Below are 24,900 nucleotides of genomic sequence, written 5' to 3'. Positions count from 1 at the left end.
TATACCGGCGGCGGCCATGCGGTGTGCGGGATTTCCGGATGCGCCACCCGGCCGCGTACTCGAGCGCCCCCGCGTGCGTGCGGTGCCGGCCCGGGTGCGCGGCTGCGGTTCACTGATCACCATGGACCGACTGCCCGACCTCCACACCAGCCTGCTGATCCGCACGGACTTCGCCGACCCGGCCGGGTGGGACGCGGTCCGCACCGCGGTGACGACCCCGAACGAAGACGATTTCCTGCCGAACCTGCACGTGGTCGACGACCCGGCCTACCGCGACGCGACCGCCGACCAATTGATCGCGCTGGCGCCGGAGTGGGCGCTGCTGGTGCTGGCGGATCGGACGGCGCTCGCGTCGGCGGAGCTGCCGTTGCTGGTGGTGCGGGTGAGCCCGCGGGTGAACGGGCGCCTGCGGGTGGTCGCGGAGCACCTGTGGTCGATCGAGAACAACATCTCGCTGGCGAACATGGACTGGGAGGAGTTCACGGCGTCGGCGGACGAGGACGGGGTGTTCCGCGGGTTCTGACGCTCCGCGCCGCTCGGCCGCAGTCCGCTCGCCGGCGCGGCAAGGCCGGATGCGCCAGCGGGTACGTCCGGCGTTGTCCGTTTCCGGTCAGGTTTGCCCGCCGGATCTTGACATCGATGTCACGCCCGGGTTTCCCTTCCGTAGCGCCGCCGCCGGGAGGGTTCCCGCGCGGGCGTGCCCGACCCGCCCCGACAAGCTGGGAGCAACGATGCCCCGAAGCGCCAGATCCGTCCGCGCCGCGCTGGTCGCGGTCGTGGCGGCGGCCGGATTGGTCGCCGCGCCGGTGACCTCGACCGCCGCGGCGGACGCCCCTCCGCCGGATTTCTCGTCCTCGTTCGAGCCGTCGGATCCGCAGCCGACGTGGCAGGACACCGTTGACACCGATGCCGCGGGGCAGCCGCGGACGTCGGGGGTCAACGGCGCGAACGGTGCCACGATCCCGGGTGACATCCGGGGCAAGGTGACCGACGTGAGCGCGAGCAGCGAGAACACCGACGGCGGTGAGGTCTCGGCGAACCTGGTCGACGGCACGACCGACACGAAATGGCTTTCGTGGGACCCCACCGCGTGGGCGCAGCTGACGTTGTCGGAGCCGGTGGCGATCACGCACTACGCGATCAGCTCGGCCAACGACTTCCCCGGCCGTGACCCGCAGGACTGGACGCTGCAGGGGTCGAACGACGCGCAGCAGTGGACGGACCTGGACAAGCAGTCGGGCCAGTCGTTCGACGCGCGGTTCCAGACGAACCAGTACAAGCTCGCGGCACCGAGCGCGGCGTACCGCTACTACCGCCTCGACGTGACGCGCAACCACGGCGACGACATCCTGCAGATGTCGGAGCTGCTGCTGGCCAACGACGACGCCCCGCCGCCGCCGTTGCCGAACATGCGCAGCTTCGTCGACTCCGGGCCCACCAGCGGGTACACGAGCAAGAACCGGGTGGGCTTCACGGGCAAGAAGGCGTTCCGCTACGCCGGTACGCAGACCGCGGCCGGGCACGGGTACTCCTACAACAAGGTGTTCGACGTGAACCTGCCGGTGGTCCCGACCACCGAGCTGTCCTACAAGGTGCAGCCGCAGCTCACGGGCAACGACCTGAAGTACCCGAGCACGAACGTCGCGATCGACCTGGCGTTCACCGACGGCACGTACCTGTCGGGGCTGGGTGCGACGGACCAGTACGGGTTCCCGCTGACGCCGCAGGGCCAGGGCGCGAGCAAGACCCTGTACGCGAACCAGTGGAACCTGGTGCGTTCGGCGATCGGCACGGTCGCCGCGGGCAAGACGATCGACCGGATCCTCGTCGGCTACGACAACCCGAACGGGCCGGGTGCATTCCAGGGCTGGCTCGACGACGTGAAGATCTCGGCGACCCCGACGCCGCCGGCGAGCCAGCGCCCGAGCGACAACGTGCTGACCACGCGCGGCACGATGGCCAACGGCACGTTCTCGCGCGGCAACAACTTCCCGGCCACGGCGGTGCCGCACGGGTTCAACTTCTGGACGCCGGTCACGGACGCGGGTTCGGACAGCTGGCTGTACAACTACTCGACGCAGAACAACGCGGACAACCGGCCGCAGTTGCAGGCGTTCTCGGCGAGCCACGAGCCGAGCCCGTGGATGGGTGACCGGCAGAGCTTCCAGGTGATGCCGTCGGCGGCGGCCGGGGTGCCGGACGCGAACCGCGACGCGCGGGCGCTGTCGTTCTCCCACGACAACGAGGTCGCGCGGGCGCACTACTACGGCGTGACGTTCGACAACGGGATCAAGACGGAGATCGCGCCGACCGACCACGCGGCGGTCATGCGGTTCTCCTTCCCGGGCAGCGACTCGAGCCTGATCTTCGACAACGTGAACAACTCCGGCGGGCTCACGCTCGACCCGGCCACGGGCACGCTGACCGGGTACTCGGACGCGAAGAGCGGGCTGTCGGCGGGTGCGGGGCGGATGTTCGTGTACGCGAGCTTCGACAAGCCGGTGACCGCCGGGGCGAAGCTGACCGGCCAGGGCCGCGACAACGTCACGGGTTACCTGCGGTTCGCAGCGGGCGCGGACAAGACGGTGACGATGCGGATCGCGACGTCGCTGATCAGCGTGGAGCAGGCGAAGAAGAACCTCGAGCAGGAGATCGCGCCGACCGCGACGTTCGACTCCGTGCGTGACGCGGCGCAGCAGGCGTGGGACAAGCAGCTGCGGGTGATCGAGGTGCAGGGCGCGTCGAAGGACCAGCTGGAGACGCTGTACTCGAACCTCTACCGGCTGTTCCTCTACCCGAACGAGGCGTTCGAGAACACCGGCACGCCGCAGGCCCCGGCCTACAAGTACGCCAGCCCGGTGGCCGCCAAGACGGGCGCGGACACCGCGACGCAGACCGGGTCGAAGATCGTCGACGGCCAGATCTACGTCAACAACGGGTTCTGGGACACCTACCGCACCACCTGGCCGGCGTATTCGCTGCTCACGCCCGACATGGCCGGGAAGATGGTCGACGGGTTCGTGCAGCAGTACCGCGACTCGGGCTGGATCGCGCGCTGGTCCTCCCCCGGTTACGCGGACCTGATGACGGGCACGAGCTCCGACGTCGCGTTCGCCGACGCCTACCTCAAGGGCGTGACGAACTTCGACGTGAAGTCGGCCTACGACGCGGCGCTGAAGAACGCCACGGTGACGCCGCCGAACTCGGCGGTGGGCCGCAAGGGCCTGGACCAGTCGATCTTCCTCGGCTACACGCCGAACACCACGGGCGAGGGCTTCTCGTGGGCGATCGAGGGTTACGTCAACGACTTCGGCATCGCGAACCTGTCGAAGAAGCTCTACGACGAGGCCCCGGCGAGTGACCCGCGCAAGGCGGAGTACCTGGAGAACTACCAGTACTTCACCAGCCGCGCGCAGCAGTACGTGAACCTGTTCGACCCGAGCATCGGGTTCTTCCAGGGCAAGGACGCGTCCGGGAAGTTCACCAAGACCGCGGCGCAGTACGACCCGCGCGCGTGGGGCGGAGACTACACCGAGACCGACGGCTGGAACATGGCGTTCACGGTGCCGCAGGACGGGCAGGGCCTCGCGAACCTCTACGGCGGCAAGGACAAGCTGGCGCAGAAGCTGGACGCGTTCTTCGCCGACCAGGAGACCGCGACGATGACCGGGTCCTACGGCACGGTGATCCACGAGATGCGGGAGGCGCGGGACGTGCGGATGGGCCAGTACGGCCACTCCAACCAGCCCTCGCACCACCTGCTCTACATGTACGACTACGCGGGTCAGCCGTCGAAGACGCAGGCCAAGGTGCGGGAGGCGCTCTCGCGGCTGTACTCGGGCAGCGAGCTGGGCCAGGGTTACGCGGGCGACGAGGACAACGGCGAGATGTCCGCGTGGTACGTGTTCGGCGCGCTCGGTTTCTACCCGTTGCAGATGGGCAGCCCGAACTACGCGATCGGGTCGCCGCTGTTCACCAAGGCGACCCTGCACCTGCCGGGTGGCGACGTGGTGATCAACGCGCCGAAGAACTCGGCGAAGAACGTCTACGTGCAGGGCCTGAAGATCAACGGCAAGGCCTGGACGTCGACGTCGCTGCCGCAGGACGTGCTCTCCCACGGGGCCACGCTCGACTTCGACATGGGCCCGAACCCCTCGGCCTGGGGCACGGGCGCGAACGACGCGCCGAAGTCGATCACCACGGGCGACGCGGTGCCGACGCCGCTGCACGACGAGACCGGCGCCGGCAAGGGCACGCTGTCCACTTCGGACGGTTCGAACGCGGCGGCGCTGATCGACAACTCCTCGCGCACCGAGGCGAAGGTGACCGGAGCGGTGACGTATCAGCTGAACTCGACGGACGAGGCGGTCACGCACTACACGCTGACCTCGCCGAAGGGCGCGGGTGACCCGAAGAGCTGGAAGCTCGAGGGTTCCTACGACGGGAAGACGTGGGCGGTCGCCGACCAGCAGACCGGTCAGACGTTCCCGTGGCGGCAGCAGACGCGGGCGTTCGCGGTGGCCAACCCGGCGCACTACGCCTACTACCGGCTCACCGTCACCGACAGCAGCGGTGGTCCCGCGTCGCTGGCGGAGTTCGAGCTGCTGGGCCGGCCGGACGCGTCGTGCACGAAGACGCTGACGGGCGCGCAGAAGGGCCCGCTGACGGTGTCGAGCGGCACGGTGTGCCTCGCCGGCGCCACGGTGTCCGGTCCGGTGACCGTGGCCGCCGGTGCGTCGCTGGTGGTGCGGGGCGGCTCGATCTCGGGTCCGCTCGCGACGACGGGTGCGGCGCAGGTCGTGCTGAACCGCACGAAGGTGTCGGGCCCGGTGGCGATCACGGGCACGACCGGCTCGGTCTCGGTCGAGCTGACCGACATCGGCGGCCCGGCGACGTTCACGGGCAACCACGGGCCGGTGCTGACCAGCAGCACCGTGGGCGGGCCACTGGCCTGCACGGGCAACACGCCCGCCCCGACCGACCACGACCTCGCCAACACCGTCCGCGGCCCGGCCGCGGGGCAGTGCGCGAAGCTGTAGCCGGCTGACCCGCCGTGGGGCCTCTTTCCGCATCGGAAAGAGGCCCCACGGTCGTTTCCGGGGGCGGGCGGCGTCAAAGATCATGTCCGTGGCGGGCCGGTGGACGTCCGAGCGGCTACCGTGTGCGCGTGACCAGCGCCGGGTTCTTCTCATCGTTCGAGGCGGGTGACCCGCAGCCGGCCGCGGCCGGTGTCCGCGTGGACAGCGGGCCCGACCGGTCCCCCACCGCGAAACCGGGCGTGGGGTTCACCGGCGTGCGCGCCCTGCGCTACAGCGGCGTGGCGCGGACGGTGCTGTTCGAGACCGACGTCGAGGTCACCGCCCACAGTGCACTGTCCTACGTGGTCTTCCCGGCCTCGGACGCGACGATCCCCTCCTACCGGAGCACGTTCGTCGCGCTGGACGTGGAGTTCGACGACGGCGGCAGCGCCGGCTTCTCGGCCACTGAGCAGGGGCACGCGAAGACGCTGCTGGTGGACCAGTGGAACCTCGTGCGCCGGCCGCTGGGCGCGTTCGCCGGGCGCCGGGTGCGGCGGATCGTGCTGCTCACCGACGCGCCGGGCGGCCGTGACGTCAAGGGCTGGCTCGACGACGTGCGCGTCGCCGAGCACCACCCGCGCACGGGTGACCCGGTCGACCACGTGCGCACCACCCGCGGCTCGCACTCCGGCTTCGCCTTCTCGCGCGGCAACACGTTCCCGGCCACGGCCGTGCCGCACGGCTTCAACTTCTGGACCCCGGTCACCGACGCGCGGTCGCTGGACTGGTTCTACTCCTACCACCGGCACAACACGGCGGCGAACTCCCCGGCGTTGCAGGCGTTCGCGGTGAGCCACCAGCCGAGCCCGTGGATGGGCGACCGCCACACCTTCCACCTCATGCCCGGCACCGGTCCCGTCGAGACCGACCGCCGGCGCCGCGCGCTCACCTTCACCCACGCCGACGAGACCGACCGGCCGCACCACTACGGCGTGCGGTTCTCCACCGGTGTCACCGCCGACATCACGCCCACCGACCACGCGGCGATGTTCCGCTTCACCTTCCCCGACGGCGCCGGCTGGGTGGTCTTCGACAACGCCCGCAACCGCGGCGGCCTGCGCGTGCACCCGTCGACCGGGGTGGTCACCGGCCACACGTGGGTACGCAGCCGCCTGTCCACCGGCGCGCGGCGGATGTTCGTCTACGCCCAAGCGGACGTGCCCGCCTCCGGCGGGGGCCGCGGCTCGATCTGGCGCCGGGTGAGCGGGCACCTGGAGTTCGCCGCGCCCGAGGTGACGCTGCGGATCGCGACGTCCCTGATCGGCCTCGCGCAGGCACGGCGCAACCTGGAGCTGGAGATCCCCGCCGGCACCGGGTTCGACGAGGTCCGCGACCGCGCGCGCCGCAAGTGGCAGGACGTGCTGGGCCGCGTCGAGCTGGAAGGCGCGAGCGAGGACGAGCTGGCCACGTTCTACTCCAACCTCTACCGGCTCTACCTCTACCCGAACCGCGCGCACGAGAACACACCCGACGGCATCCGTCACGCCAGCCCCGTCGCCCGCGGCCGCGCGTTCAGCACCCGCAAGCGCACCGGCGCGAAGATCGTCGACGGCGAGCTGTACGTCAACAACGGCTTCTGGGACACCTACCGCACCACCTGGCCCGCCTACGCCCTGCTCACCCCCGAGCGCTGCGGCCGGATGATCGACGGGTTCGTGCAGCAGTATCGCGAAGGCGGCTGGATCGCCCGCTGGTCCTCCCCCGGCTACGCCGACCTCATGACCGGCACCAGCTCCGACGTCGCCTTCGCCGACGCCTACCTCAAAGGCGTGCGCAACTTCGACGTCGAATCCGCCTACGACGCCGCGCTGAAAAACGCGACCGTCGCCCCGCCGCGCGCCGGCGTCGGCCGCAAAGGCCTCGACACCGCACCGTTCCTCGGCTACACCCCCACCTCCACGAAGGAAGGCCTGTCCTGGGCGCTGGAAGGCTGCCTCAACGACTTCGGCCTCGCCAACCTCGCCGACGCACTCGCCCGCGAAAGCGAAGGCCCCCGCGCGCGCCGCCGCGCCGACAACGCCGCCTACCTGCGCCAGCGCGCCCAGCACTACGTGCACCACTTCGACCCGCGCATCGGGTTCTTCCAGGGCCGCACCCCCGACGGCGGCCGCCACTTCCCGGCCCACGGCTACGACCCCGAAGCGTGGGGCGGCGACTTCGTGGAGACCAACGCGTGGAACACCGCGTTCTCCGTGCCCCACGACGGGCCCGGCCTCGCCGCCCTGCACGGCGGCACCGCCGGCCTCGAAGCCAAGCTCGACACGTTCTTCACCACCCCCGAGACCGGGCAAAAACCCGGCTCCTACGGCGGCCTCATCCACGAGATGACCGAAGCCCGCGACGTGCGCATGGGCCAGTACGGCCACTCCAACCAGCCCTCGCACCACATCCCGTTCGTCTACGCCTTCGCCGGTGCGCCCGCGAAGCTGCAGCGCACCGTCCGCGAGGTCCTGCGCCGCCTCTACCTCGGCAGCGAGCTCGGCCAGGGCTACCCGGGCGACGAGGACAACGGCGAGATGTCCGCCTGGTACGTCTTCGCCGCCCTCGGCCTGTACCCGCTCACGGTCGGCAGCCCCCGCTACGTGGTGTGCGCGCCGCTGTTCCGCCAGGCGACCCTGCACCTGGAGAACGGCCATGACCTCGTGATCCGCGCCCCCGGCGCCGCCGGCCCGGGGGACGCCGGGGACACGCCCTACGTCCACGGCCTCACCATCGACGGCCGGCCCCACCAGTCGGCAACCCTCTCCCACGCCGTGCTCGCCCGCGGCGCCGTGCTCGAGTTCGACGTCCGCAGCGAACCCGGCACCTGGGGCACCGAACCCGTCACCCCGAAGCGGCCCGAGCCGCTGACCGACCTCGTCGGCACCGCCTACAGCCCCCACGGCCCCGCCGCGCTCCTCGTCGACGACACCAGCCGCACCGAAGCCACCTTCACCACCCGCACCCCCGTGATCGAGTTCTCCGTGCACGGCACCCCCCGCGAAGTCACGATGTACACGCTCACCTCGGGCAGCCGCGACGGCGACCCCACCGCGTGGGTACTGGAAGGCTCCGCCGACGGCCGCCGCTGGACCGTGCTCGACCGCCGCGACGACGAGCTGTTCCGCTGGCGCCGCCAGACCCGCCCGTTCGTCCTCGACAGCCCCGCCGCCTGCGAGCACTACCGTTTGCGTGTCACGGCGGCGAACCGCCGCCGCGTCACCCTCGCCCAGTGGGAGCTGCTCGCCCGATGATCGCCGACCTCCGCGACGCCACCCTCGACCGGCTGGCGGCAGCCGATCCCGGCCTCGTCCGCCTGCGGCTGGCCGGCTCCGCCGTGCTGGGCATCATCATCGCCATCCTCGCGCTGCAGCCCCTGCACTTCCCGCTCACCACGTCACTGGTCGCCGCCATCGCCGCCATGATGAGCGCGTTCACCGTCAACGACCCCACCAGCGGCGGCCAAGCCGTCACGCTCTGCCTCGCGGCAGTCGTCGGCGCCTGCTCCATCACCCTGGCCACCATCGGCGCCGCCTATCCACCGCTCGACAGCATCGTCTTCGTGCTGCTGATCTTCGTCGCCGTCTACGTCCAGCGCTTCGGCCCCCGCGGCACCGCACTGGGCTCCATGGCGTTCTTCCTCTTCTTCTTCCCCATGTTCCTGCAGGCCCACCTCGCCCAGGCCCCGCAGCTGCTCATCGCCATGGCCACCGGCGTCGCCGCCAACGCCCTCGTGCGCTTCGTCCTCCTGCGCCGCAACGCCGAAACCGAGTTCATCCGCATCCGCCGCGCCTTCCGCGCCCGCGTCGCCGCCGCCGTCCGCGCCACCGAGGCCTACATCGCCTCCTCCGGCAGCGACCGCAGCAACCGCCAGATCCGCACCGCACTGGCCCGCCTGCACGAATCCGTCCTCCTCATCGAAGACAACGCCCCCGACGTCGTCGACGCCCGCAACGCCGACCTCCTGCGCCGCCGCGCCATCGAAGTCGAGCTCGCCGTGCAATGGCTCACCATCACCGTCCAGCGCACCTGCTCCCACCCGATGCCCGAAGGCGTCGCCGACGACCTCGTCGCCCGCCTGGCCAAATTCCGCTCCCTGATGGAACGCGACCCCCGCGAACTGCCCCTGATCAGCGAAACCGGCGAGTACAGCCGCATGCTCGTGGAAGGCAGCCGCATCGATGAGAAAGCCCACCCCGGCGACGGCGTCCGCCGCGCCATCGCCGAGCTCGCCGTCGCCGACGACCGCGCCCAGCGCGTCGCCGGCCGCGAAGCCACAGTGGACTACTCCCTCGACGAAGACGACGACGAACCCGAACCCACCAAAGCGTTCGCCTACGACAACCAGACCCGCAGCGCCATCCAGGCCGTGATCGGCGGCGGGTTCGCCGTCCTCGCCGGACAGCTCATCTCCCACCAACGCTGGTACTGGGCCGTGCTCACCGTCTTCGTCGTCTTCGTCGGCACCTCCAGCGCCGGCGCCCGCTTCGTCAAAGGCGTCCGCCGCACCGGCGGCACCCTCATCGGCATCGTCGGCGGCGTCGCACTCGCCCTGCTCGTCAGCGGCAACACCCTCGCGATCCTGGCCCTGATCATGGTCTGCGTCTTCGGCATGGTCTACATGTCCCGCGTCTCGCAGTTCCTCATGGCCTTCTTCGTCACCAGCATGCTCGGCCTGCTCTACAGCCTGCTCGGCACCTTCAGCATCCAAGTCCTCTGGATCCGCGTCGCCGAAACCGCCGTCGGCGCCGCCGCCGGCCTGCTCGCCGCCGTCGTCATCGTCCCCGTCCGCACCCGCTCGGTGATGCTCGACGACATCGCGACCGTGCTCGACGAGCTCCACGACTTCGTCGAATCAGCCGACACGCTCCTCTCGGGCCGCGACAACGTGAACATCATCGAGATGTCCCGCGACCTCGACCGAGCCGTCGAACAGGTCCGCAAGACCATCGAACCCCTCACCCACCCCATCAACCTCCGCAGCGCACGGCGCGACTACGGCTGGCACGTGCTCACCACGCTGGAAACCATCGCCTTCCGCGCCCGCCACGTCGCCGCCCGCGCCCAGCCCGGCCAGCTCGACGGACCCGTCGCCGACCGCCTCGACCTCTTCGCCGGCCGCGTGCTCGCCAACATCGACCTCGTCGGCGAAGCCGTCCGCCACCCCAACACCACACCCACCGAAAAGCTCATCCGCGACGACGGCACCCCCGTCGTCGACCGCATCGACGACGCCGAAACCCGCGCCGTCGTCTCCAGCTTCAGCCACCTCGACGAAGGCGTCGTCGCGCTGGGCCGCGTGTTCAACGTCGACGCGACCCAGCCCGCACCGGCCGGCGCTAACCGGCCTTCGTGAGCAGCTCCATGTTGTGCCCGTCCGGATCGTCGAAGTAGAACCCCCGCCCGCCGAACATCCCGTTGACCCCCGCCGTGCGGTGCAACGGATCGGCGTAGATCGCCGTACCGGCAGCAGTCAGCCGCGCCAGCGCGGCGTCGAACTCCTCGTCGCTCACCAGGAACGCATAGTGCTGACCGGCGACCGTGTCGGCCTGCGCGAAGTCCAGCGTCACCCCGTTGCCCAGCACCACCGGCAGGAACGGAGCCGTCTCTGCACCCACGGTCAACCCCAGGACCCCCGCCAGGAACTCCGCCGACGCGCTCCGATCCGTCGCCCACACGATCGTGTGGTTCAGCTCCGCCATCACGCACCCCCGCGCGCGAACGCCGGCGGCGCACCGAGCGGGCTCAGGTGCATCCCCGCCAGCAACCACCGGCCGTCCTCACGCACCAGCACGTGCGTCGACCGGAACTGCCCGTCCACCGCGTTGCCCCGGTGCGTCGCCTCCTGGTCGTGCACGCCGACCGCGATCGCCGAGTCACCGTGCTCACGCACCTCGACATCGCGCCAGTCCAGCCGGCGCGTGACGAGCCCGCCGCCTTCGTAGCGCTGCAGCCACTGGTCGCGGTCCAGCACGAAACCCAGCGGGCCGACCAGCGTGAAGTCACCCGTGGTCATCCCGGCCAGCGTCGTGGTGTCCCCCGCCGTCTCGGCCGCGACCCAGCGCCTCCCCAAGTCGGTGATCTCTTCGGTGGTGCCCATGATCCCTCCCGTGGTCAGTGGAGCAGCTTGACGCGACAAACGTTAGAACTCGAATCGTTAGATGTCAAACGCTTAGTCTTCGATCAATCTGCGCTACGGTGCACCCGTGCCCCGACCCACCACCGCCCCCATCGGCGTCCTCCTCGCCCGCACCGCCAAAGCCGCGGGCCAAGCCTTCGACCAGGCCCTCGCCGCCGTCGGCGGCTCCCAGCCCGTCTGGCAGATCCTCATCGCCCTCAAAACCCACCAGCACACCAGCCAACGCGAGCTCGCCGACGCCGTCGGCATCCAAGGCGCCACCCTCACCCACCACCTCAACGGAATGGAAACCGCCGGCCTGCTCACCCGCACCCGCGACCCCGAAAACCGCCGCGTCCACCACGTCGAGCTCACCGAATACGGCGAAACCACCTTCCACCGCCTCGCCGAAGCCGCTGTGGCCCACGACAACCGCATGCGCACCGGCCTCACCGACCACGAGATCGCGACGCTCGCCACACTCCTGGGCCGCCTCGCCGCCAACGTCACGACACCCGCCGGAGAGTGACTGGACGCACCCGAACGAACGCACCCGCGAGTACTAGAGTCGCGGTACTAGCCAAAGTCGTCTCAAGCTGGAGAACCCGCTATGACCCAAGCCCCTGTCAACGTCACCGTCACCGGTGCGGCCGGCCAGATCGGCTACGCGCTGCTCTTCCGCATCGCGTCCGGTCAGCTCCTCGGCCCGGACACCCCGGTGAAGCTGCGGCTCCTCGAGATCCCGCAGGCGGTCAAGGCGGCTGAGGGCACCGCGATGGAGCTCGACGACGGCGCCTTCCCGCTCCTGTCCGGGATCGACATCTTCGACGACCCCAAGCAGGCGTTCTCCGGCACCAACATCGCCCTGCTCGTCGGCGCCCGCCCCCGCACCAAGGGCATGGAGCGCGGCGACCTGCTCGAGGCCAACGGCGGCATCTTCAAGCCCCAGGGCGAAGCCATCAACGCCGGCGCGGCCGACGACATCCGCGTCCTCGTGGTGGGCAACCCGGCCAACACCAACGCCCTCATCGCCAAGTCCCACGCGCCCGACGTCCCGGCCGACCGCTTCACCGCGATGACCCGCCTCGACCACAACCGCGCCCTCGCGCAGCTGTCGAAGAAGCTCGACGTCCCGGTCTCGGACATCAAGCGCCTGGCCATCTGGGGCAACCACTCGGCCACGCAGTACCCGATGATCACCCACGGCACCGTCGGCGGCAAGAACCTCGCCGAGGCCGTCAACGACCAGAAGTGGGTCGAAGAGACCTTCATCCCCACCGTCGCCAAGCGCGGCGCCGCCATCATCGAGGCCCGCGGCCTCTCCTCCGCCGCCTCCGCCGCGTCGGCCGCCATCGACCACGTCTACACCTGGGTCAACGGCACCGACGAAGGCGACTGGACCTCCGCCGCGGTCATCTCCGACGGCTCCTACGGCGTGCCCGAGGGCCTCATCTCGTCCTTCCCGGTCACCGCCAAGGACGGCAAGTACGAGATCGTCCAGGGCCTCGAGATCGACAACTTCTCCCGCGCCCGCATCGACGCCACCGTCGGCGAGCTCGCCGAGGAGCGCGACGCCGTGCAGAAGCTCGGCCTCATCTGAGTTGAGCACCGCTTCTTCTGAGGGCCGCCCCGGATCCGTCCGGGGCGGCCCTCGCCTCATTCACCTCAACGGTCCGTCGGGCATCGGGAAGTCCACCGTCGCGCGGCTCTACGCCGACCGCCACCCCGGCGTGCTCGACCTCGACACCGACCACGTCGTCTCCCTCATCGGCGGCTGGCGCGACGACTTCTTCGCCACCCTGCCCGTGGCCCGCCGGCTGGCCGTCGCCATGGCGGAAACCCATCTGCGGTCCGGGTTCTCCGTCGTGATGCCCCAGCTGGCGACGCACCTGAAAGAGGTCGCCGGGTTCGAGGCCGCCGCCCGCGCCGCAGGAGTGCCGTACGTCGAGATCGCGCTGACGGCGGCGAAGCCCCACGCGTTCGACCGCTATTCCTCCCGCTCCAGCGACACCGGGCCGGCCCGCGACATCGACGAGATCATCACCCGCGCCGGTGGGCTCGAGCTGGTTGACCGCGTCCACGACCATCTCGCCGCGTACCTGCGGCAACGTCCGAAGTGCACGGTGGTCGACACGGAAACCCTTGGCGTGGAACAGACCTACGATGCCGTGGTCGAGATCCTTTCCAGTCTTTAGCGTATTTTTGGTGGTACGGCGAAGCGCTCGAGGTGAGGATGATTTTCGCCATCCGGCCCGCCGTATAGGTCGTTATACATTTCTGAATTGACTGCCTACAGGGAGCTGGGCACGGTCGGTCAGGATCCGTCCGTGAGTGATTCGGGAAAGCCGAACAGGGTGACCAGGGCTTCGTCGTGGAACGCCACGACTCGGGCGACCCCGGTGGCGGTCGGAGCCAGGACCACGATGCCGATCCCCCGGAACACGCCGGCTTCGTCTCGGCGGTACTCGACCGCGGCAGGCTGGCCGTTCGCTGTGGTGGGGACCATTCGCCAGTCCCCCGGCGCGCCCAGCACGTCCGCGGCGAGCATGCGGATGCAGTTGACCAGCCCGGCCTGCCACTCTCGGAACGGGGTCGCCTCCAGCGTCGCGTCCGTGCGCAGGACCTGTTGCAGGAGACCGGCATCCGAGCGTTCGAAGGCCGTGATGTAACCGTCGAGCAGGGCCCGCGCCCGCGGGTCGGCCGGTTCGAGCAACCGCTCCGGCCGTGGTTCGAGCTCACCGAGCCGCGCGCGGGCCCGCTGCAGTCCGCTCTTCACGGCAGCGGTGGTGGTCCCGAGCAGCTGCGCGGTTTCGGCCGCGGAGAACGCCAGCACGTCACGCAGGATGAGGATCGCGCGCTGGCGGGCGGGCAGGTGCTGAAGGCTCGCGATGAGCGCCAGGCGCACCGACTCGCGCGCGACGACCGACGTGGCCGGATCGTCGTCGGCCAGGGCTGTCCACCGGTCCGGCCACGGCTCCAGCCACGAGACCTCACCCGGCGCACCAGGGTCGGCCGGCCGTTCGGATCGGTCCTGGGGACCGCCCAGGCCCGAGGGCAGCATCCGGATCTTGCGCTGCTGCACCGAGGTCAGGCAGACGTTGGTGGCGATCTTGTAGAGCCAGGACCGGATCGGCGCACGGCCCTCGAACCCGGCGTAGGACCGCCAGGCGCGCAGGTACGTTTCCTGCACCAGGTCCTCGGCGTCGTGCGCCGAGCCGGCCATCCGGTAGCAGTGCGCCAGCAGCTCCCGGCGGAACGGCTCGGTTTCGGCGGCGAACCGGTCCGCCGGTTCCCGCGCCTGGGCCGTCACGCGGCGAGCCCGGGTCGCGGCGCGCGGTTGACCGTGGATCGCCTGGTGACCATGCCTGCTCCTCGTCCGGACCGATCCCGCGGATCGGGACCGTCGCCCACTATGACCCCGGACGCGGCCCGAAGGAATCGAACCGCAGGTCAGCCCGGAGTCACGGGCGCAGGGCGAGCTTGCCGACGGTCACCCTCGACTCCAGTGCGGCGAGGGCGTGCGGGCCGTCGGCCAGGTCGTGGACGACCGGTCGTTCGGGCGGAAGGACACCGGCGGCGACAAGCACCGACAGCTCGCCCATGACCTCTCCGAAGATCCGGGGAGCCGCCTGGCTCAGTACCCCGAGATTGAGCCCGACGACGTGGACCTGGTGACGGTAGACGAGGTCCCAGTTGGTGATCGCGGCCTGGCCGCCGGCCAAGCCGTAGACGACAACCCGGCCGGTGACCGGTTTGGCCGAGGCCAGGGCGGCCGCGAAGCCGGCACCGCCGGCCGACTCCAGCACCAGATCAGCACCGGCGCCATCGGTCAGCCGCCGGACTTCGGCGGCGAGATCGGCGTCCCGGGAGTCCAGGACGTGATCAGCACCGAGTGCCCGCACGATCTCGTGCTTGGCCGGGGACGCGGTCGCGATGACCGTCGCGCCGTAGTGCTTGGCCATCCGCACCGCGGCCTGGCCGGTCGCGCCCGCCGCGGCGCGGACCACCACCGTCTCCCCCGAGGTCAGCCTGCCCAGCGGCTTGAGCGCGGCGAGCGCGGCCGGACGGTTCACGACCAGGCCGAGTACCTGCTCGGCCGACCAGCCGGCCGGCACCGGCAGCGCCGCGGCCGCCGGCAGCAGCGCATACTCGGCGAACGCACCGGAGCCGACACCGACGACCGGATTCCCCGGCTCGAGGCCGGTGACGTCCGGGCCCAGCGCGACCACTTCGCCCGAGGCTTCGAAACCCGCCAGGTACGGCGGCTGTGGGCCGCCTCGGAACAGCCCGCGGGCTTGCGAGAGGTCGGCGAAATTGACCCCGGCGGCCCGGACCCTGATCAGCACTTCACCCCGCCCGGGAGCCGGTACCGGTGCGTCGGTGATCAGTCGCAGGTCTCGCGGTCCCTCGAGCGACGTCTGCTCAAGGGCGCGCATGGTGGCGGGAATGCTCACGGCGATCAGCTCTCTTCCGGCTTGCCGAACCCGGCGAGCTCGGGGCGAGCCGCACCGTCGAAGAGGGAGACCTCGCGCCGAGCCGAAAGGAATCGGCAGTCGGCCGGGTGCCATCCGCCCCGGTCGTCCTCAGAAGACCGAGCGGATCGCCTCCACGACCGCGTCCTCGTGGTCCAGGTGCATCGTCTGGTGGGCCGCACCGTCGAGGACGCGGTGCTCACCTCGCGGAACCGAAGCGGCGATCGACGCGTGCAGTGCCTTGATCCCCGCGAGCATCTCCCTCATCAGCTCCGGCGACGCGAACTGCGCCCAGTACGGGTTGGCGCCCAGTGCGCTCAGCACGACGAGCGGGACGTCCGGCAGCCCTCCCCCGGCGCGAACCTGGTCGTACACCGTGGTTTCGAAGTTCTGCGTCTCCAGGACCGCCGTACGCCACTCCGTGAGGTGCTTGTCCACCAACGCTTCACGGACGTCGTCAGGCCAGGCGGCGTAGAGCGCCAGCAGGGCGTCGCGAGAGGCGGCCAGCTGCTCGATCGTCGGTTCAGGCAGGGTGGTGGGGTCGGGCTTGAGGCTCTCGTTCAGCTCCGCGGCCTCCGCCGGCAGGAACTCCAGGATGTCCTCGTGGCCCGGATCGAGGAACACCAAGCCGGTGACCTCCTCGGGGAAGCGCTGCGCGTAGCGGCGGGCGTACAGCGCCCCGAGCGAATGCCCGGCCAGCACGTACGGTCCCGGCACGTCCGTGGCCGCCAGCAAGGCCCGCAGCTCGTCCGTCACCTCGTCCGGCGTGCGCGGCAGCTCGGCTGTGGCGCTCCAGCCCGTGCCGGCCCGGTCGTACACCACGCTCGTGGTGAACTCCGCGACGCGCTGCTGGACGTTCAGGAAATCGTACGCCATCAAGCCCGCGCCGGGCAAGAACACCACCGCGGGGCCGCCCGCACCGGAGCGGTGCAGCAGCAGCCGGCGCCCGGCGATCTCGTAGTGCTCGCCCAGTGGTGCCCCATCGACCTTCATCGCCGAACCTCCCGTCACGGGCCCCCAGCAGCCCACCGTTCTCAACATTGAGAACGGTAGCAGATGTGCGAACATAACGGCGTGGACGATCTCGAACTCCTGGTGCACCCGGTGCGGCTGCGCGTGGTGCACGCCCTCTCCGGCGGGCGCCCCCTCACCACCACCGAGCTGGCCGAGCGCATCCACGACGTGTCGAAGGCGACCCTGTACCGCCACGTCGGCCTGCTCGCCGAAGCCGGAATCCTCGAAGTGGCCGAGGAACAACGCGTCCGCGGCGCCGTCGAGCGCAGCTACCGGCTGCGCCGTGACCGCGCGGTGGTCGACGCGGACACGGCAGCCTCGGCGACGCTCGACGACCACCGCAAGGTGTTCGCGACCGCGATGACGACGTTGATCGCCGAGTTCACCGCGTACCTGGGCCGCGCCGGCGCGGATCCGGCCGAGGACCTGGTGGGCTACCGCCAGCACTCCGTCTGGCTGAGCCACGAGGAGCTCGCCGACCTGATCACCGATCTCCGTGAAGTCCTCCTCCCCCGGCTGCACAACGAGCCCGCCGCCGGCCGGCGTCAGCACCTCATCAGCCCGATCTTGTTCCCTTTGGAGTGACCACGGCCGGAACGATGCCCGGCTGTATAGGTCGTTATACAGTCCACAAGAGACAAAAGTGGGGCCGACCGTTCCCGATCGGCCCCACCCCGAAAACGATCAGGCTCCCGCGAGACCCCGGCGCTCCAGCAGCGGCTGGATCTCCGGCTGACGGCCGCGGAAGTTCGCGAACGCCTCCATCGGGTCCACGCTCCCCCCGCGGCCCAGCAGGGTGGAGCGGAAGTGGTCGCCGTTCTCGCGCTTCAGCCCGCCGTTCTCGCGGAACCACTGCACGGTGTCGGCGTCGAGGACCTCGCTCCAGATGTAGGAGTAGTAGCCCGCGCTGTAACCGCCGCCGAAGACGTGGTTGAAGTACGTGGTGCGGTAGCGCGGCGGGACGCTTTCCAGGGCCACGCCGGCCTTCTCCAGCGCGTCGGCCTCGAAGCGCTGGACGTCGTCGACGCGGTCGTCCACACCGAGGCGGTGCCAGGCGAGGTCGAGCAGCGACGCGGCCAGGTACTCCGTCGTCTTGAAGCCCTCGCCGTACTGCTGCGCGGCTTCCAGCTTGGCGACCTGCTCGGCGGGCAGCGGCTCCCCCGTCACGTGGTGCTTGGCGTAGTGGGCCAGCACCTCCGGCCACAGCATCCACATCTCGTTGACCTGCGACGGGTACTCCACGAAGTCACGCGGCACGTTCGGGCCGGAGAACGTCGGGTAGACGACGCCCGAGAGCAGCCCGTGCAGGGCGTGGCCGAACTCGTGGAACACGGTGGTGACCTCGTCGAGCGTCAGCAGCGTCGGCTCCCCCGCCGGCGGCTTCGCGACGTTGAGCACGTTGACCACCACGGACTTCCGCCCCAGCAGGTCTGACTGGCTCACGAAGTTGTTCATCCACGCGCCGCCGCGCTTGGAGTCACGCGTGTAGTAGTCCACGAGGAACAGGCCCATGCCGCTGCCGTCGGCGTCGAAGACCTCGAAGGTCCGCACCTCCGGGTGGTACTTGGGCAGGTCGTCGCGTTCGGTGAAGGTCAGGCCGTACAGGCGGTTAGCGGCGAAGAACACGCCGTCGGTGAGCACGCGGTTGAGCTCGAAGTACGGGCGCAGCGCCGCGGTGTCCACCTCGTAGCGCTCGCGGCGCACCTTCTCGGCGTAGAACGCCCAGTCCCACGGCTTCAGCGTCGCGCCGGGAACGTCGGCCTCGAGGTGCTGCTGCAGCTCGGCGGCCTCCGCGCGGGCGTTGGCCACGGCGACCGGCGCCAGCCGTTCCAGCAGGCCCGAGGCCGCGTCGGCGGTCTTGGCCGTCTCGTCGGAGATCACGTACGACGCGTGGTCGGGGTAGCCCAGCAGCGCCGCGCGCTCGGCCCGCAGGCGGACGACCTCGGCGGCGACGGAGTTGTTGTCGTACTCGTTGCCGCGGTTGCCCCGCGAGACCGACGCGGTGAAGACGCGCTCGCGCACGGCGCGGTTCTCCAGCGACTCCAGGGCCGCCTGCGCGGTCGGCAGCGTGAGGTTCAGGACGTACTTGCCCGCTTCGCCGCGAGCCGCGGCCGCCTCGGCGGCGGTGGCGATCGCGCCCTCGTCGAGCCCGGCCAGGTCGGCGACGTCGTCGAGGACCACGGCGAGCTCGTTGGTGTCGCGCAGCAGGTTCTGCTGGAACTTCGTCTGCAGGGTCGAGAGCTGCTCGTTGAGCTTGCGCAGCTTCTCCTGCTCGGCCGCGGGCAGGCCGGCGCCAGCGCGGCTGAAGTCGGTGTGGCGGCGCTCCAGCAGGCGCAGCGACTCGGCGTCGAGGCCGAGGCTCTCGCGGCGCTCGTACAGCGCGCTGATCCGCGCGAACAGCTGCGGGTCCAGGTGGATCGCGTCGGAGTGCGCGGCCAGCTTCGGCGCCAGCTCCGCCTGGATCTCCTGGATCTCATCGGTCGAGTCGGAACCGGAGACGTTGAAGAACGTGCCGGACGCCCGCTCCAGCAGCTCCCCCGCCCGCTCCAGCGCGGCGATGGTGTTCTCGAACGTGGGCTCCGCCGGGTTCTCGGCGATGTCCCGGATCTCCGCGGCGTGGGCGATCAGGCCCTCTTCGAACGCGGGCCGGTAGTGCTCGACCTTGATCTTGTCGAACGGCGGCAGGGCGTAGGGCAGCTCACTCGGGGTGGCGAACGGGTTGTCCGGCGAAATCATCGGGTTGTGCTCCTGGTTCTTCACGTGCTTTCCCGCGCTGATCCCGCCCACCCTACGGGTTTCGCGGCCCTGGTCGAGCCGCTTTCCGCCGAGGGCGTGTCCACCCGGCTCAGCGCCCGGTGCTGCCCCCGACCACCGCGTCGCTGTCGCCCGCCTTCTTGCCGCGGGACTTCTTCTTCGGCGGCGGGGGCACGATGCCCTTGAGGTCGCCGCCGTTCTCGTTCACGCGCAGCACGAACGGCCGGGTCTCGGTGTAGCGGACCACCGACACCGACGCCGGGTCCACCACGATGCGCTGGAACGCGTCGAGGTGCTGGCCCAGTGCGTCGGCCAGCACCGCCTTGATCACATCGCCGTGGCTGCACGCGATCCACACCGCGTGGTCACCGTGCTCGGCGGTGATGCGGGCGTCGTGGGCGCGGATCGCGGCCACCGCGCGCGCCTGCATCGCGGCCAGGCCCTCACCGCCGGGGAACACCGCCGCCGACGGGTGCGACTGGACCACCCGCCACAGCGGCTCCTTGACCAGCGTCTTCAGCTCACGACCGGTCCAGTCGCCGTAGTCCACTTCGGACAGGCGCGGCTCCACGGTTTTGTCCAGACCCAGCGCCGTCGCCAGCGGCGTCACCGTCTGCTTGCACCGCAGCATCGGCGACACCACCAGCTCGGCGACCGGCACGCCGGCCAGCCGCTCGACCAGCTTCTCGGCCTGCGTGCGGCCGGTGTCGTCGAGACCGACCTTCGGCGTGCGCCCCGCCAGGACGCCGGACCCGTTCGCGGTGGACTTCCCGTGCCGCAGCAAGATGACCGTACTCACGAAAGCAACAGTAACTGTGTCTTCGGCCTCGGCTCCGCCGAGGCGTGCGAGATCGCTGTGTTTTCTGCCCCGGCTCCGCCGAAGCGTGCGAGATCGCCGTTGAGCCGGATTCCGGATGGGGCGGTCGGATCGGCCGGGGGCCGATCGCACCGCCCCATCCGGAAGCCGGCGCGATCTCGCGGTGGGGGCGACCTCGGATGGTTCAGAGCGTTGTCTGGTGGGAACCTCGTGTTCGGGTGTTGTTCCCGGGGATGTGCGGTGGGTGTCATGGGTTTGGATCAGCCGAATGACGTCCACGCAGAGCGCGGGATCTTCGTTGCGGGTCCTCGTCGTGACCGAGTCGTACCCGCCGCAGGTCAACGGGGTCGCGCACACCGCGTCGCGGGCCGCGGAGCACCTCGTGCGGCGTGGTCATTCGCCGCTGGTCGTGGCGCCGACCGCGCCGGCCGGGCTGCGGACGGGCAACGACGCGGAGAGCGGGGGTTCCCCGGTGGTCCGGGCGCCCGCGCTGTCGTGGCCGGGTTACCCGGACGTGCGAATGGCGCTGCCGACCGGCGTGGTGGGTCGCGCGATCGCCGCGCACCGGCCTGATGTCGTGCACCTGTCGAGCCCGCTGCTGCTCGGCGCGCACGCCGTGCGGGCGGCGCTGAAGCGGCGGGTGCCGATCGTCGCGGTGTACGAGACCGACGTCGCCGCTTACTGCCGGTCCTACGCGCCCCGGGTGCCGGGCGGCTCGCAGTACGTGTGGCGCCGGCTGCGCGGGATCCACCGGCCGGCCGATCGCACGATCGTCTCCTCCAGCGCGTCGAAGCTGGCGCTGGAGGAGCAGGGCATCCCGCGCATCCACCTGCTCCCCCACGGCGTCGACGCCGTGCGCTTCGACCCGCGGCACCGGGATCCGGACCTGCGCCGCCGGCTCGCGCCGAACGGTGAGGTCCTCGTCGGGTACGTCGGCCGCCTCGCGCCGGACAAGCACGTCGAGCTGCTGCGCGGCGTCTGCGGCCTGCCGGGGGTGCGGGTGGTCGTCGTCGGCGACGGCCCGAACGGTCCCCGACTGAGGACGGCGCTGCCCGACGCGACGTTCCTGGGCATGCGCGTCGGCGACGAGCTCCCGCGCATCTACGCGTCACTCGACGTCTTCGCGCACACCGGGCCGTTCGAGACCTTCGGCCTGACCGTCCAGGAGGCGATGGCCAGCGGCCTCCCGGTGGTCGCGCCCGCGGCCGGCGGCCCGCTCGACCTCGTCGAGCACGGGCGGACGGGCTTCCTCGTACCCCCGCTCGACGAAACCGCCCTGCGTGACGCCGTGCGCCGCCTCGTCGAGTCGCCCGCGCAACGCGCCACCTTCGGCGCGGCCGCGCGGTCCTTCGCCCTCCGCCACACCTGGGAAGCCGCCGGCGACAGCCTGATCGCCCACTACCGCCAGGTCCTCGACGAACGCGCCCAGCTCGCGCCGCGCACGCATCCGCCCGAAAACCACGTCACCCTGGCCACGGCGGACTGACGCCACTACACCGCGAGATCGCGCCGGCTTCTGGATCGGGCGGTCGGATCGGCCGGGGGCCGATCGCACCGCCCGATCCAGAAGCCGGCTCAACGGCGATCTCGCACGCCCTGGCGGAGCCGGGGCAGAAAACACGGCGATCTCGCACGCCTCGGCGAAGCCGAGGCCAAAGATTCAGCTTCCGACCGGTCCCGCGTTCGGGTCGAGCACGCCGCCGATGATCAGTCCGAACAGCAGCAGGCCGAGCACGATCCGGTAGATCACGAACGGCACGAAGCTCTTGCGCTTGATGTAGGACATCAGCCACGCGATCACCACGTACCCGACGCCGAAGGCCACCAGCGTCGCCAGGATCGTGGGGCCCCACTGGGCGGTCTCGCCGTTCTTGCCGATGTCGGTGAGCTTGTACAGGCCCGAGCCGAACACGGCCGGCAGGGCCAGCAGGAACGAGTACTCCGCGGCGTCGGCGCGGGTGTAGCCCATGAGCAGGCCGGCGCTGGTGGTGCCGCCGGAGCGCGAGACGCCCGGGATCAGGGCCAGGGCCTGGGCGAAGCCGAAGCCGAAGCCGTGCGGCACGGTGAGGTGATCGAGGGTGCGCCGCTGTGAGCCGACGCGGTCGGCGATGAGCAGGATCACGCCGAAGACGATCAGTGTCGACGCGGTGATGCGCAGGTCGCGGAAGGCCTCGTCGATCTGGTCCTGCAGCAGCAGGCCGAGCACGACGATGGGGATCGAGCCGACGATGATCAGCCAGCCCAGCCGTGCGTCGGGGTCGTGGCGCCAGCTGCGGCGGTAGAGCGAGAAGAACCAGGCCTGCAGGATGCGGCCGATCTTCTTCCCGAAGTACAGGATCACCGCGAGCTCGGTGCCGATCTGCGTCACGGCGGTGAACGCCGCGCCCGGGTCGTCCCAGCCGACGAGCGCGGCCACGATCCGCAGGTGCGCGCTGGAGGAGATGGGCAGGAACTCCGTGAGTCCCTGCACCAGCCCCAGCACCAGTGCTTCGAACCACCCCATCAGGCCACTCCCGCCAGTTCGATCGCTTCCACGGCGGTCCGCAGGGCCGCCTCGAATCCCGCGGACTCCCCGTACGGAGTCACGGACAACGTCGTCACGCCCGCCTTCGCGAACTCCGCCATGCGCTCGGCGATCCGCTCCCGCGGACCGAGCAGCGAGGTCGCGTCGAGGAACTCCAGCGGCACGGCCGCCTGAGCCCCCGCGTAGTCGCGCGCGAGGTATTTCTCCTGCACCTCGGCTGCCTCCGCCTCGAACCCCATCCGCACGGCGAGGCGGTTGTAGAAGTTCTGCTTCCGGCTGCCCATCCCGCCCACGTACAGCGCGGCGTGGGCGCGGACGGCGTCGGCGCACTCGCGCCAGTCGTCGCCGACCACGAGTGGCACGGACGGGGCGATGTCGAACCCGTCGAGCGACCGCCCGGCGGCCTCGGCGCCGGCGCGGATGTGCGCGAGCTGCTCGCCCGCGTGCCCGGGCGAGAAGAACACCGGCAGCCAGCCGTCGGCGATCTCGCCCGTCAGCTCGAGGTTCTTCGGTCCGATCGCGGCGAGGTACACCGGCACCTGCTTGCGTTCGGGCCGGAAGGTCAGGCCCAGTGCGAGCCCGGGCCCGTCGGGCAGCGGCAGCTCGAAGTGCTCGCCGCTGAACCGCACGCGGCGGCGCGACTGCACGGCCCGCACGATCTCCACGTACTCGCGGGTGCGGCCCACCGGGTCGGCGAACCGCACGCCGTGCCAGCCCTCCGACACCTGCGGGCCCGAGACACCCAGGCCGAGCCGGAAGCGGCCGCCCGAGAGCGTGTCGAGCGTGGCGGCGGTCATGCCGGTCATCGCCGGCGTCCGCGCCGGGATCTGCAGCACGGCGCTGCCGACGTCGATCCGCTCGGTCCGCGCGGCGATCCAGGTGAGCATCGTCACGGCGTCGGAGCCGTAGGCCTCGGCCGCCCACACCACCGAATACCCGAGTTCGTCCGCTCTCCCGGCCAGCGCCAGGTTCGCGGAGTTGTCCCCGGTGCCCCAGTAACCGAGGTTGAGTCCCATTCGCACGGCCGGAAACGTACCGAGGGCACGACTCGCGCCGTGCCCTGGGTGCACCGACGGGGTGGCCGGTCGCGACACGGCGTCACCTTGGTCAAGTACGGGCCGGGCCGACGGCTAGGCTCGGTGGTCGTGGAAAAGCGACAGCTCGGCCGGTCGGGACTGCGGGTCTCGCGCCTGGCGCTCGGCACGATGACGTGGGGCGGCGACACCGACGCCGAGGAGGCGGCCAGCCAGCTCGTCGCGTTCGTCGACGCCGGCGGCACCCTCGTGGACACCGCGGACATCTACGCCGAGGGCGAGGCCGAGCGCGTGCTCGGCAGCCTGCTGGGCGATCTCGTGCCCCGCGACGACGTGGTGGTCGCCACGAAGGCCGTCGCGCGGCGCACCGAAGGCCCCTTCGGCGGCGGGGCGTCCCGGGGCGCGCTGCTGAACGCGCTCGACGGCTCGCTGCGCCGGCTCGGCACCGACCACCTCGATCTGTGGCAGCTGCACGCGTGGGACGCCGGGGTGCCGATCGAGGAGACCCTCTCGGCCCTGGAGTACGCCGTGACCAGCGGAAAGGTCCGCTACGTCGGCGTCTCCAACTACGCGGGCTGGCAGCTGGCCACGGCCGCCTCGCGCGCGAGCGCGGTCGCGCCGATCGTGTCCTGCCAGTACGAGTACTCGCTCCTGGAGCGCGGGGTCGACCGCGAAGCCGCGCCCGCCGCGCTGCACCACGGCATCGGGCTGCTGCCCTGGGCGCCGCTGGGCCGCGGCGTGCTGACCGGCAAGTACCGCACCGGCACGCCCGCGGACTCGCGCGGCGCGTCCAGCGAGTTCGCCGGGTACGTGGAACACCACCGCACGGACCGCGCGGCGCGGATCGTGCAGGCCGTGGCCACCGCCGCCGACGGGCTCGGCACCTCGCCGCTGGTCGTCGCGCTGGCCTGGGTGCGCGACCGGCCGGGGGTGGTGGCGCCGGTCGTCGGCGCCCGCGACACCGGCCAGCTGACCGGTTCGCTGGCGGCGGAGGAGCTGACGCTCCCGCCCGCGATCCGCAGCGCGCTCGACGACGTGAGCTGCGTCGACGTGGGCTACCCCGAGCGGGGACCGAAATGAGGCGCAGGTGTCTGTTGGATGACGCACACG

Annotated in this window: 19 protein-coding genes; 10 read left to right on the top strand and 9 right to left on the bottom strand. The window is 70.9% G+C overall.

Annotation, left to right across the window (positions count from 1 at the left end; translation table 11 throughout):
- Nucleotides 1-121: 121 nt before the first annotated feature.
- The 4 genes from ACQPXB_RS24930 (at nt 122) to ACQPXB_RS24915 (ending at nt 10,413) form a co-directional block, all read left to right on the top strand.
- On the top strand, nt 122-523 hold the full coding sequence (locus tag ACQPXB_RS24930; RefSeq protein WP_366590142.1) for a DUF6924 domain-containing protein: 402 nt from the start codon (nt 122-124) through the stop codon (nt 521-523).
- Between the two features lie 208 nt (nt 524-731).
- Nucleotides 732-5,039, top strand: a complete 4,308-nt coding sequence (locus ACQPXB_RS24925) for a GH92 family glycosyl hydrolase (protein ID WP_432844622.1) — start codon at nt 732-734, stop codon at nt 5,037-5,039.
- A gap of 128 nt (nt 5,040-5,167) precedes the next feature.
- The gene (locus ACQPXB_RS24920; protein WP_432844621.1) at nt 5,168-8,311 is read left to right on the top strand and encodes a GH92 family glycosyl hydrolase; all 3,144 of its coding nucleotides are present in this window, start codon (nt 5,168-5,170) and stop codon (nt 8,309-8,311) included.
- Nucleotides 8,308-10,413: an FUSC family protein gene (locus ACQPXB_RS24915; protein ID WP_432844620.1), complete on the top strand. Its 2,106-nt coding sequence runs from the start codon at nt 8,308-8,310 to the stop codon at nt 10,411-10,413. The genes ACQPXB_RS24920 and ACQPXB_RS24915 overlap by 4 nt, the downstream gene beginning before the upstream one ends.
- Here ACQPXB_RS24915 and ACQPXB_RS24910 read toward each other — a convergent pair.
- Together ACQPXB_RS24910 and ACQPXB_RS24905 are read right to left on the bottom strand one after the other, a co-directional pair.
- Nucleotides 10,397-10,759 (bottom strand): VOC family protein, encoded by a 363-nt coding sequence (locus ACQPXB_RS24910; RefSeq protein WP_366590134.1) that lies wholly within the window; start codon nt 10,757-10,759, stop codon nt 10,397-10,399. The two genes, ACQPXB_RS24915 and ACQPXB_RS24910, sit on opposite strands and share 17 nt — an antisense overlap.
- Nucleotides 10,759-11,157 carry a nuclear transport factor 2 family protein gene (locus ACQPXB_RS24905; RefSeq protein WP_432844619.1) on the bottom strand — a complete coding sequence of 133 codons (399 nt, stop codon included), beginning with the start codon at nt 11,155-11,157 and terminating at the stop codon, nt 10,759-10,761. The genes ACQPXB_RS24910 and ACQPXB_RS24905 overlap by 1 nt, the downstream gene beginning before the upstream one ends.
- A gap of 106 nt (nt 11,158-11,263) precedes the next feature.
- Here ACQPXB_RS24905 and ACQPXB_RS24900 point away from each other — a divergent pair, with 106 nt between their 5' ends.
- The 3 genes from ACQPXB_RS24900 to ACQPXB_RS24890 all read left to right on the top strand — a co-directional run bounded on the left by ACQPXB_RS24900 (nt 11,264) and on the right by ACQPXB_RS24890 (nt 13,370).
- Nucleotides 11,264-11,704 (top strand): MarR family winged helix-turn-helix transcriptional regulator, encoded by a 441-nt coding sequence (locus ACQPXB_RS24900; protein WP_366590129.1) that lies wholly within the window; start codon nt 11,264-11,266, stop codon nt 11,702-11,704.
- An 81-nt stretch (nt 11,705-11,785) separates the two neighbouring features.
- Nucleotides 11,786-12,775 carry a malate dehydrogenase gene (locus ACQPXB_RS24895; protein ID WP_432844618.1) on the top strand — a complete coding sequence of 330 codons (990 nt, stop codon included), beginning with the start codon at nt 11,786-11,788 and terminating at the stop codon, nt 12,773-12,775.
- A gap of 1 nt (nt 12,776) precedes the next feature.
- Entirely contained in the window at nt 12,777-13,370 is a 594-nt protein-coding gene (locus ACQPXB_RS24890; protein WP_432844617.1) for an AAA family ATPase, read from the top strand.
- A 119-nt stretch (nt 13,371-13,489) separates the two neighbouring features.
- On the opposite strand, the gene ACQPXB_RS24885 is transcribed toward ACQPXB_RS24890, so the two are convergent.
- From ACQPXB_RS24885 to ACQPXB_RS24875, 3 genes are all read right to left on the bottom strand, one after another.
- Entirely contained in the window at nt 13,490-14,524 is a 1,035-nt protein-coding gene (locus tag ACQPXB_RS24885; RefSeq protein WP_432856769.1) for an RNA polymerase subunit sigma-70, read from the bottom strand.
- A 112-nt stretch (nt 14,525-14,636) separates the two neighbouring features.
- On the bottom strand, nt 14,637-15,629 hold the full coding sequence (locus ACQPXB_RS24880; RefSeq protein WP_432844616.1) for a zinc-binding dehydrogenase: 993 nt from the start codon (nt 15,627-15,629) through the stop codon (nt 14,637-14,639).
- 129 nt (nt 15,630-15,758) lie between these two features.
- Nucleotides 15,759-16,640, bottom strand: a complete 882-nt coding sequence (locus ACQPXB_RS24875; protein ID WP_432844615.1) for an alpha/beta fold hydrolase — start codon at nt 16,638-16,640, stop codon at nt 15,759-15,761.
- 81 nt (nt 16,641-16,721) lie between these two features.
- On the opposite strand from ACQPXB_RS24875, the gene ACQPXB_RS24870 reads away from it, so the two are divergent.
- Nucleotides 16,722-17,246 (top strand): helix-turn-helix domain-containing protein, encoded by a 525-nt coding sequence (locus ACQPXB_RS24870; protein ID WP_386945600.1) that lies wholly within the window; start codon nt 16,722-16,724, stop codon nt 17,244-17,246.
- Nucleotides 17,247-17,345: 99 nt separating this feature from the next.
- Here the strand turns inward: ACQPXB_RS24870 and ACQPXB_RS24865 are convergent, their stop codons facing one another.
- Complete coding sequence (locus ACQPXB_RS24865; RefSeq protein WP_432856766.1) at nt 17,346-19,397, bottom strand: M3 family metallopeptidase; 2,052 nt, start codon at nt 19,395-19,397, stop codon at nt 17,346-17,348.
- Nucleotides 19,398-19,506: 109 nt separating this feature from the next.
- Nucleotides 19,507-20,214, bottom strand: a complete 708-nt coding sequence (locus ACQPXB_RS24860) for a histidine phosphatase family protein (protein WP_366590114.1) — start codon at nt 20,212-20,214, stop codon at nt 19,507-19,509.
- 286 nt (nt 20,215-20,500) lie between these two features.
- Between ACQPXB_RS24860 and ACQPXB_RS24855 the strand changes: the two genes are divergently transcribed.
- A complete protein-coding gene (locus ACQPXB_RS24855; RefSeq protein ID WP_432844614.1) occupies nt 20,501-21,718 on the top strand; it encodes a glycosyltransferase family 4 protein in 1,218 nt (405 codons plus the stop codon).
- 174 nt (nt 21,719-21,892) lie between these two features.
- Here ACQPXB_RS24855 and ACQPXB_RS24850 read toward each other — a convergent pair whose 3' ends face one another.
- Together ACQPXB_RS24850 and ACQPXB_RS24845 are read right to left on the bottom strand one after the other, a co-directional pair.
- Nucleotides 21,893-22,735 carry an undecaprenyl-diphosphate phosphatase gene (locus tag ACQPXB_RS24850; protein WP_432844613.1) on the bottom strand — a complete coding sequence of 281 codons (843 nt, stop codon included), beginning with the start codon at nt 22,733-22,735 and terminating at the stop codon, nt 21,893-21,895.
- Nucleotides 22,735-23,778: an LLM class F420-dependent oxidoreductase gene (locus ACQPXB_RS24845; protein WP_432844612.1), complete on the bottom strand. Its 1,044-nt coding sequence runs from the start codon at nt 23,776-23,778 to the stop codon at nt 22,735-22,737. The genes ACQPXB_RS24850 and ACQPXB_RS24845 overlap by 1 nt, the downstream gene beginning before the upstream one ends.
- A 123-nt stretch (nt 23,779-23,901) precedes the next feature.
- On the opposite strand from ACQPXB_RS24845, the gene ACQPXB_RS24840 reads away from it, so the two are divergent.
- Nucleotides 23,902-24,870, top strand: coding sequence for an aldo/keto reductase (locus tag ACQPXB_RS24840; protein WP_366582096.1), 969 nt, complete (start codon nt 23,902-23,904; stop codon nt 24,868-24,870).
- Nucleotides 24,871-24,900 lie beyond the last annotated feature (30 nt).

The sequence above is a fragment of the Amycolatopsis sp. CA-161197 genome, from assembly GCF_050942255.1.
GTDB lineage: Bacteria > Actinomycetota > Actinomycetes > Mycobacteriales > Pseudonocardiaceae > Amycolatopsis.
The sequence above is the reverse complement of the archived record's forward strand: the minus strand, read 5'-3'. Positions and strand labels throughout refer to the sequence as shown.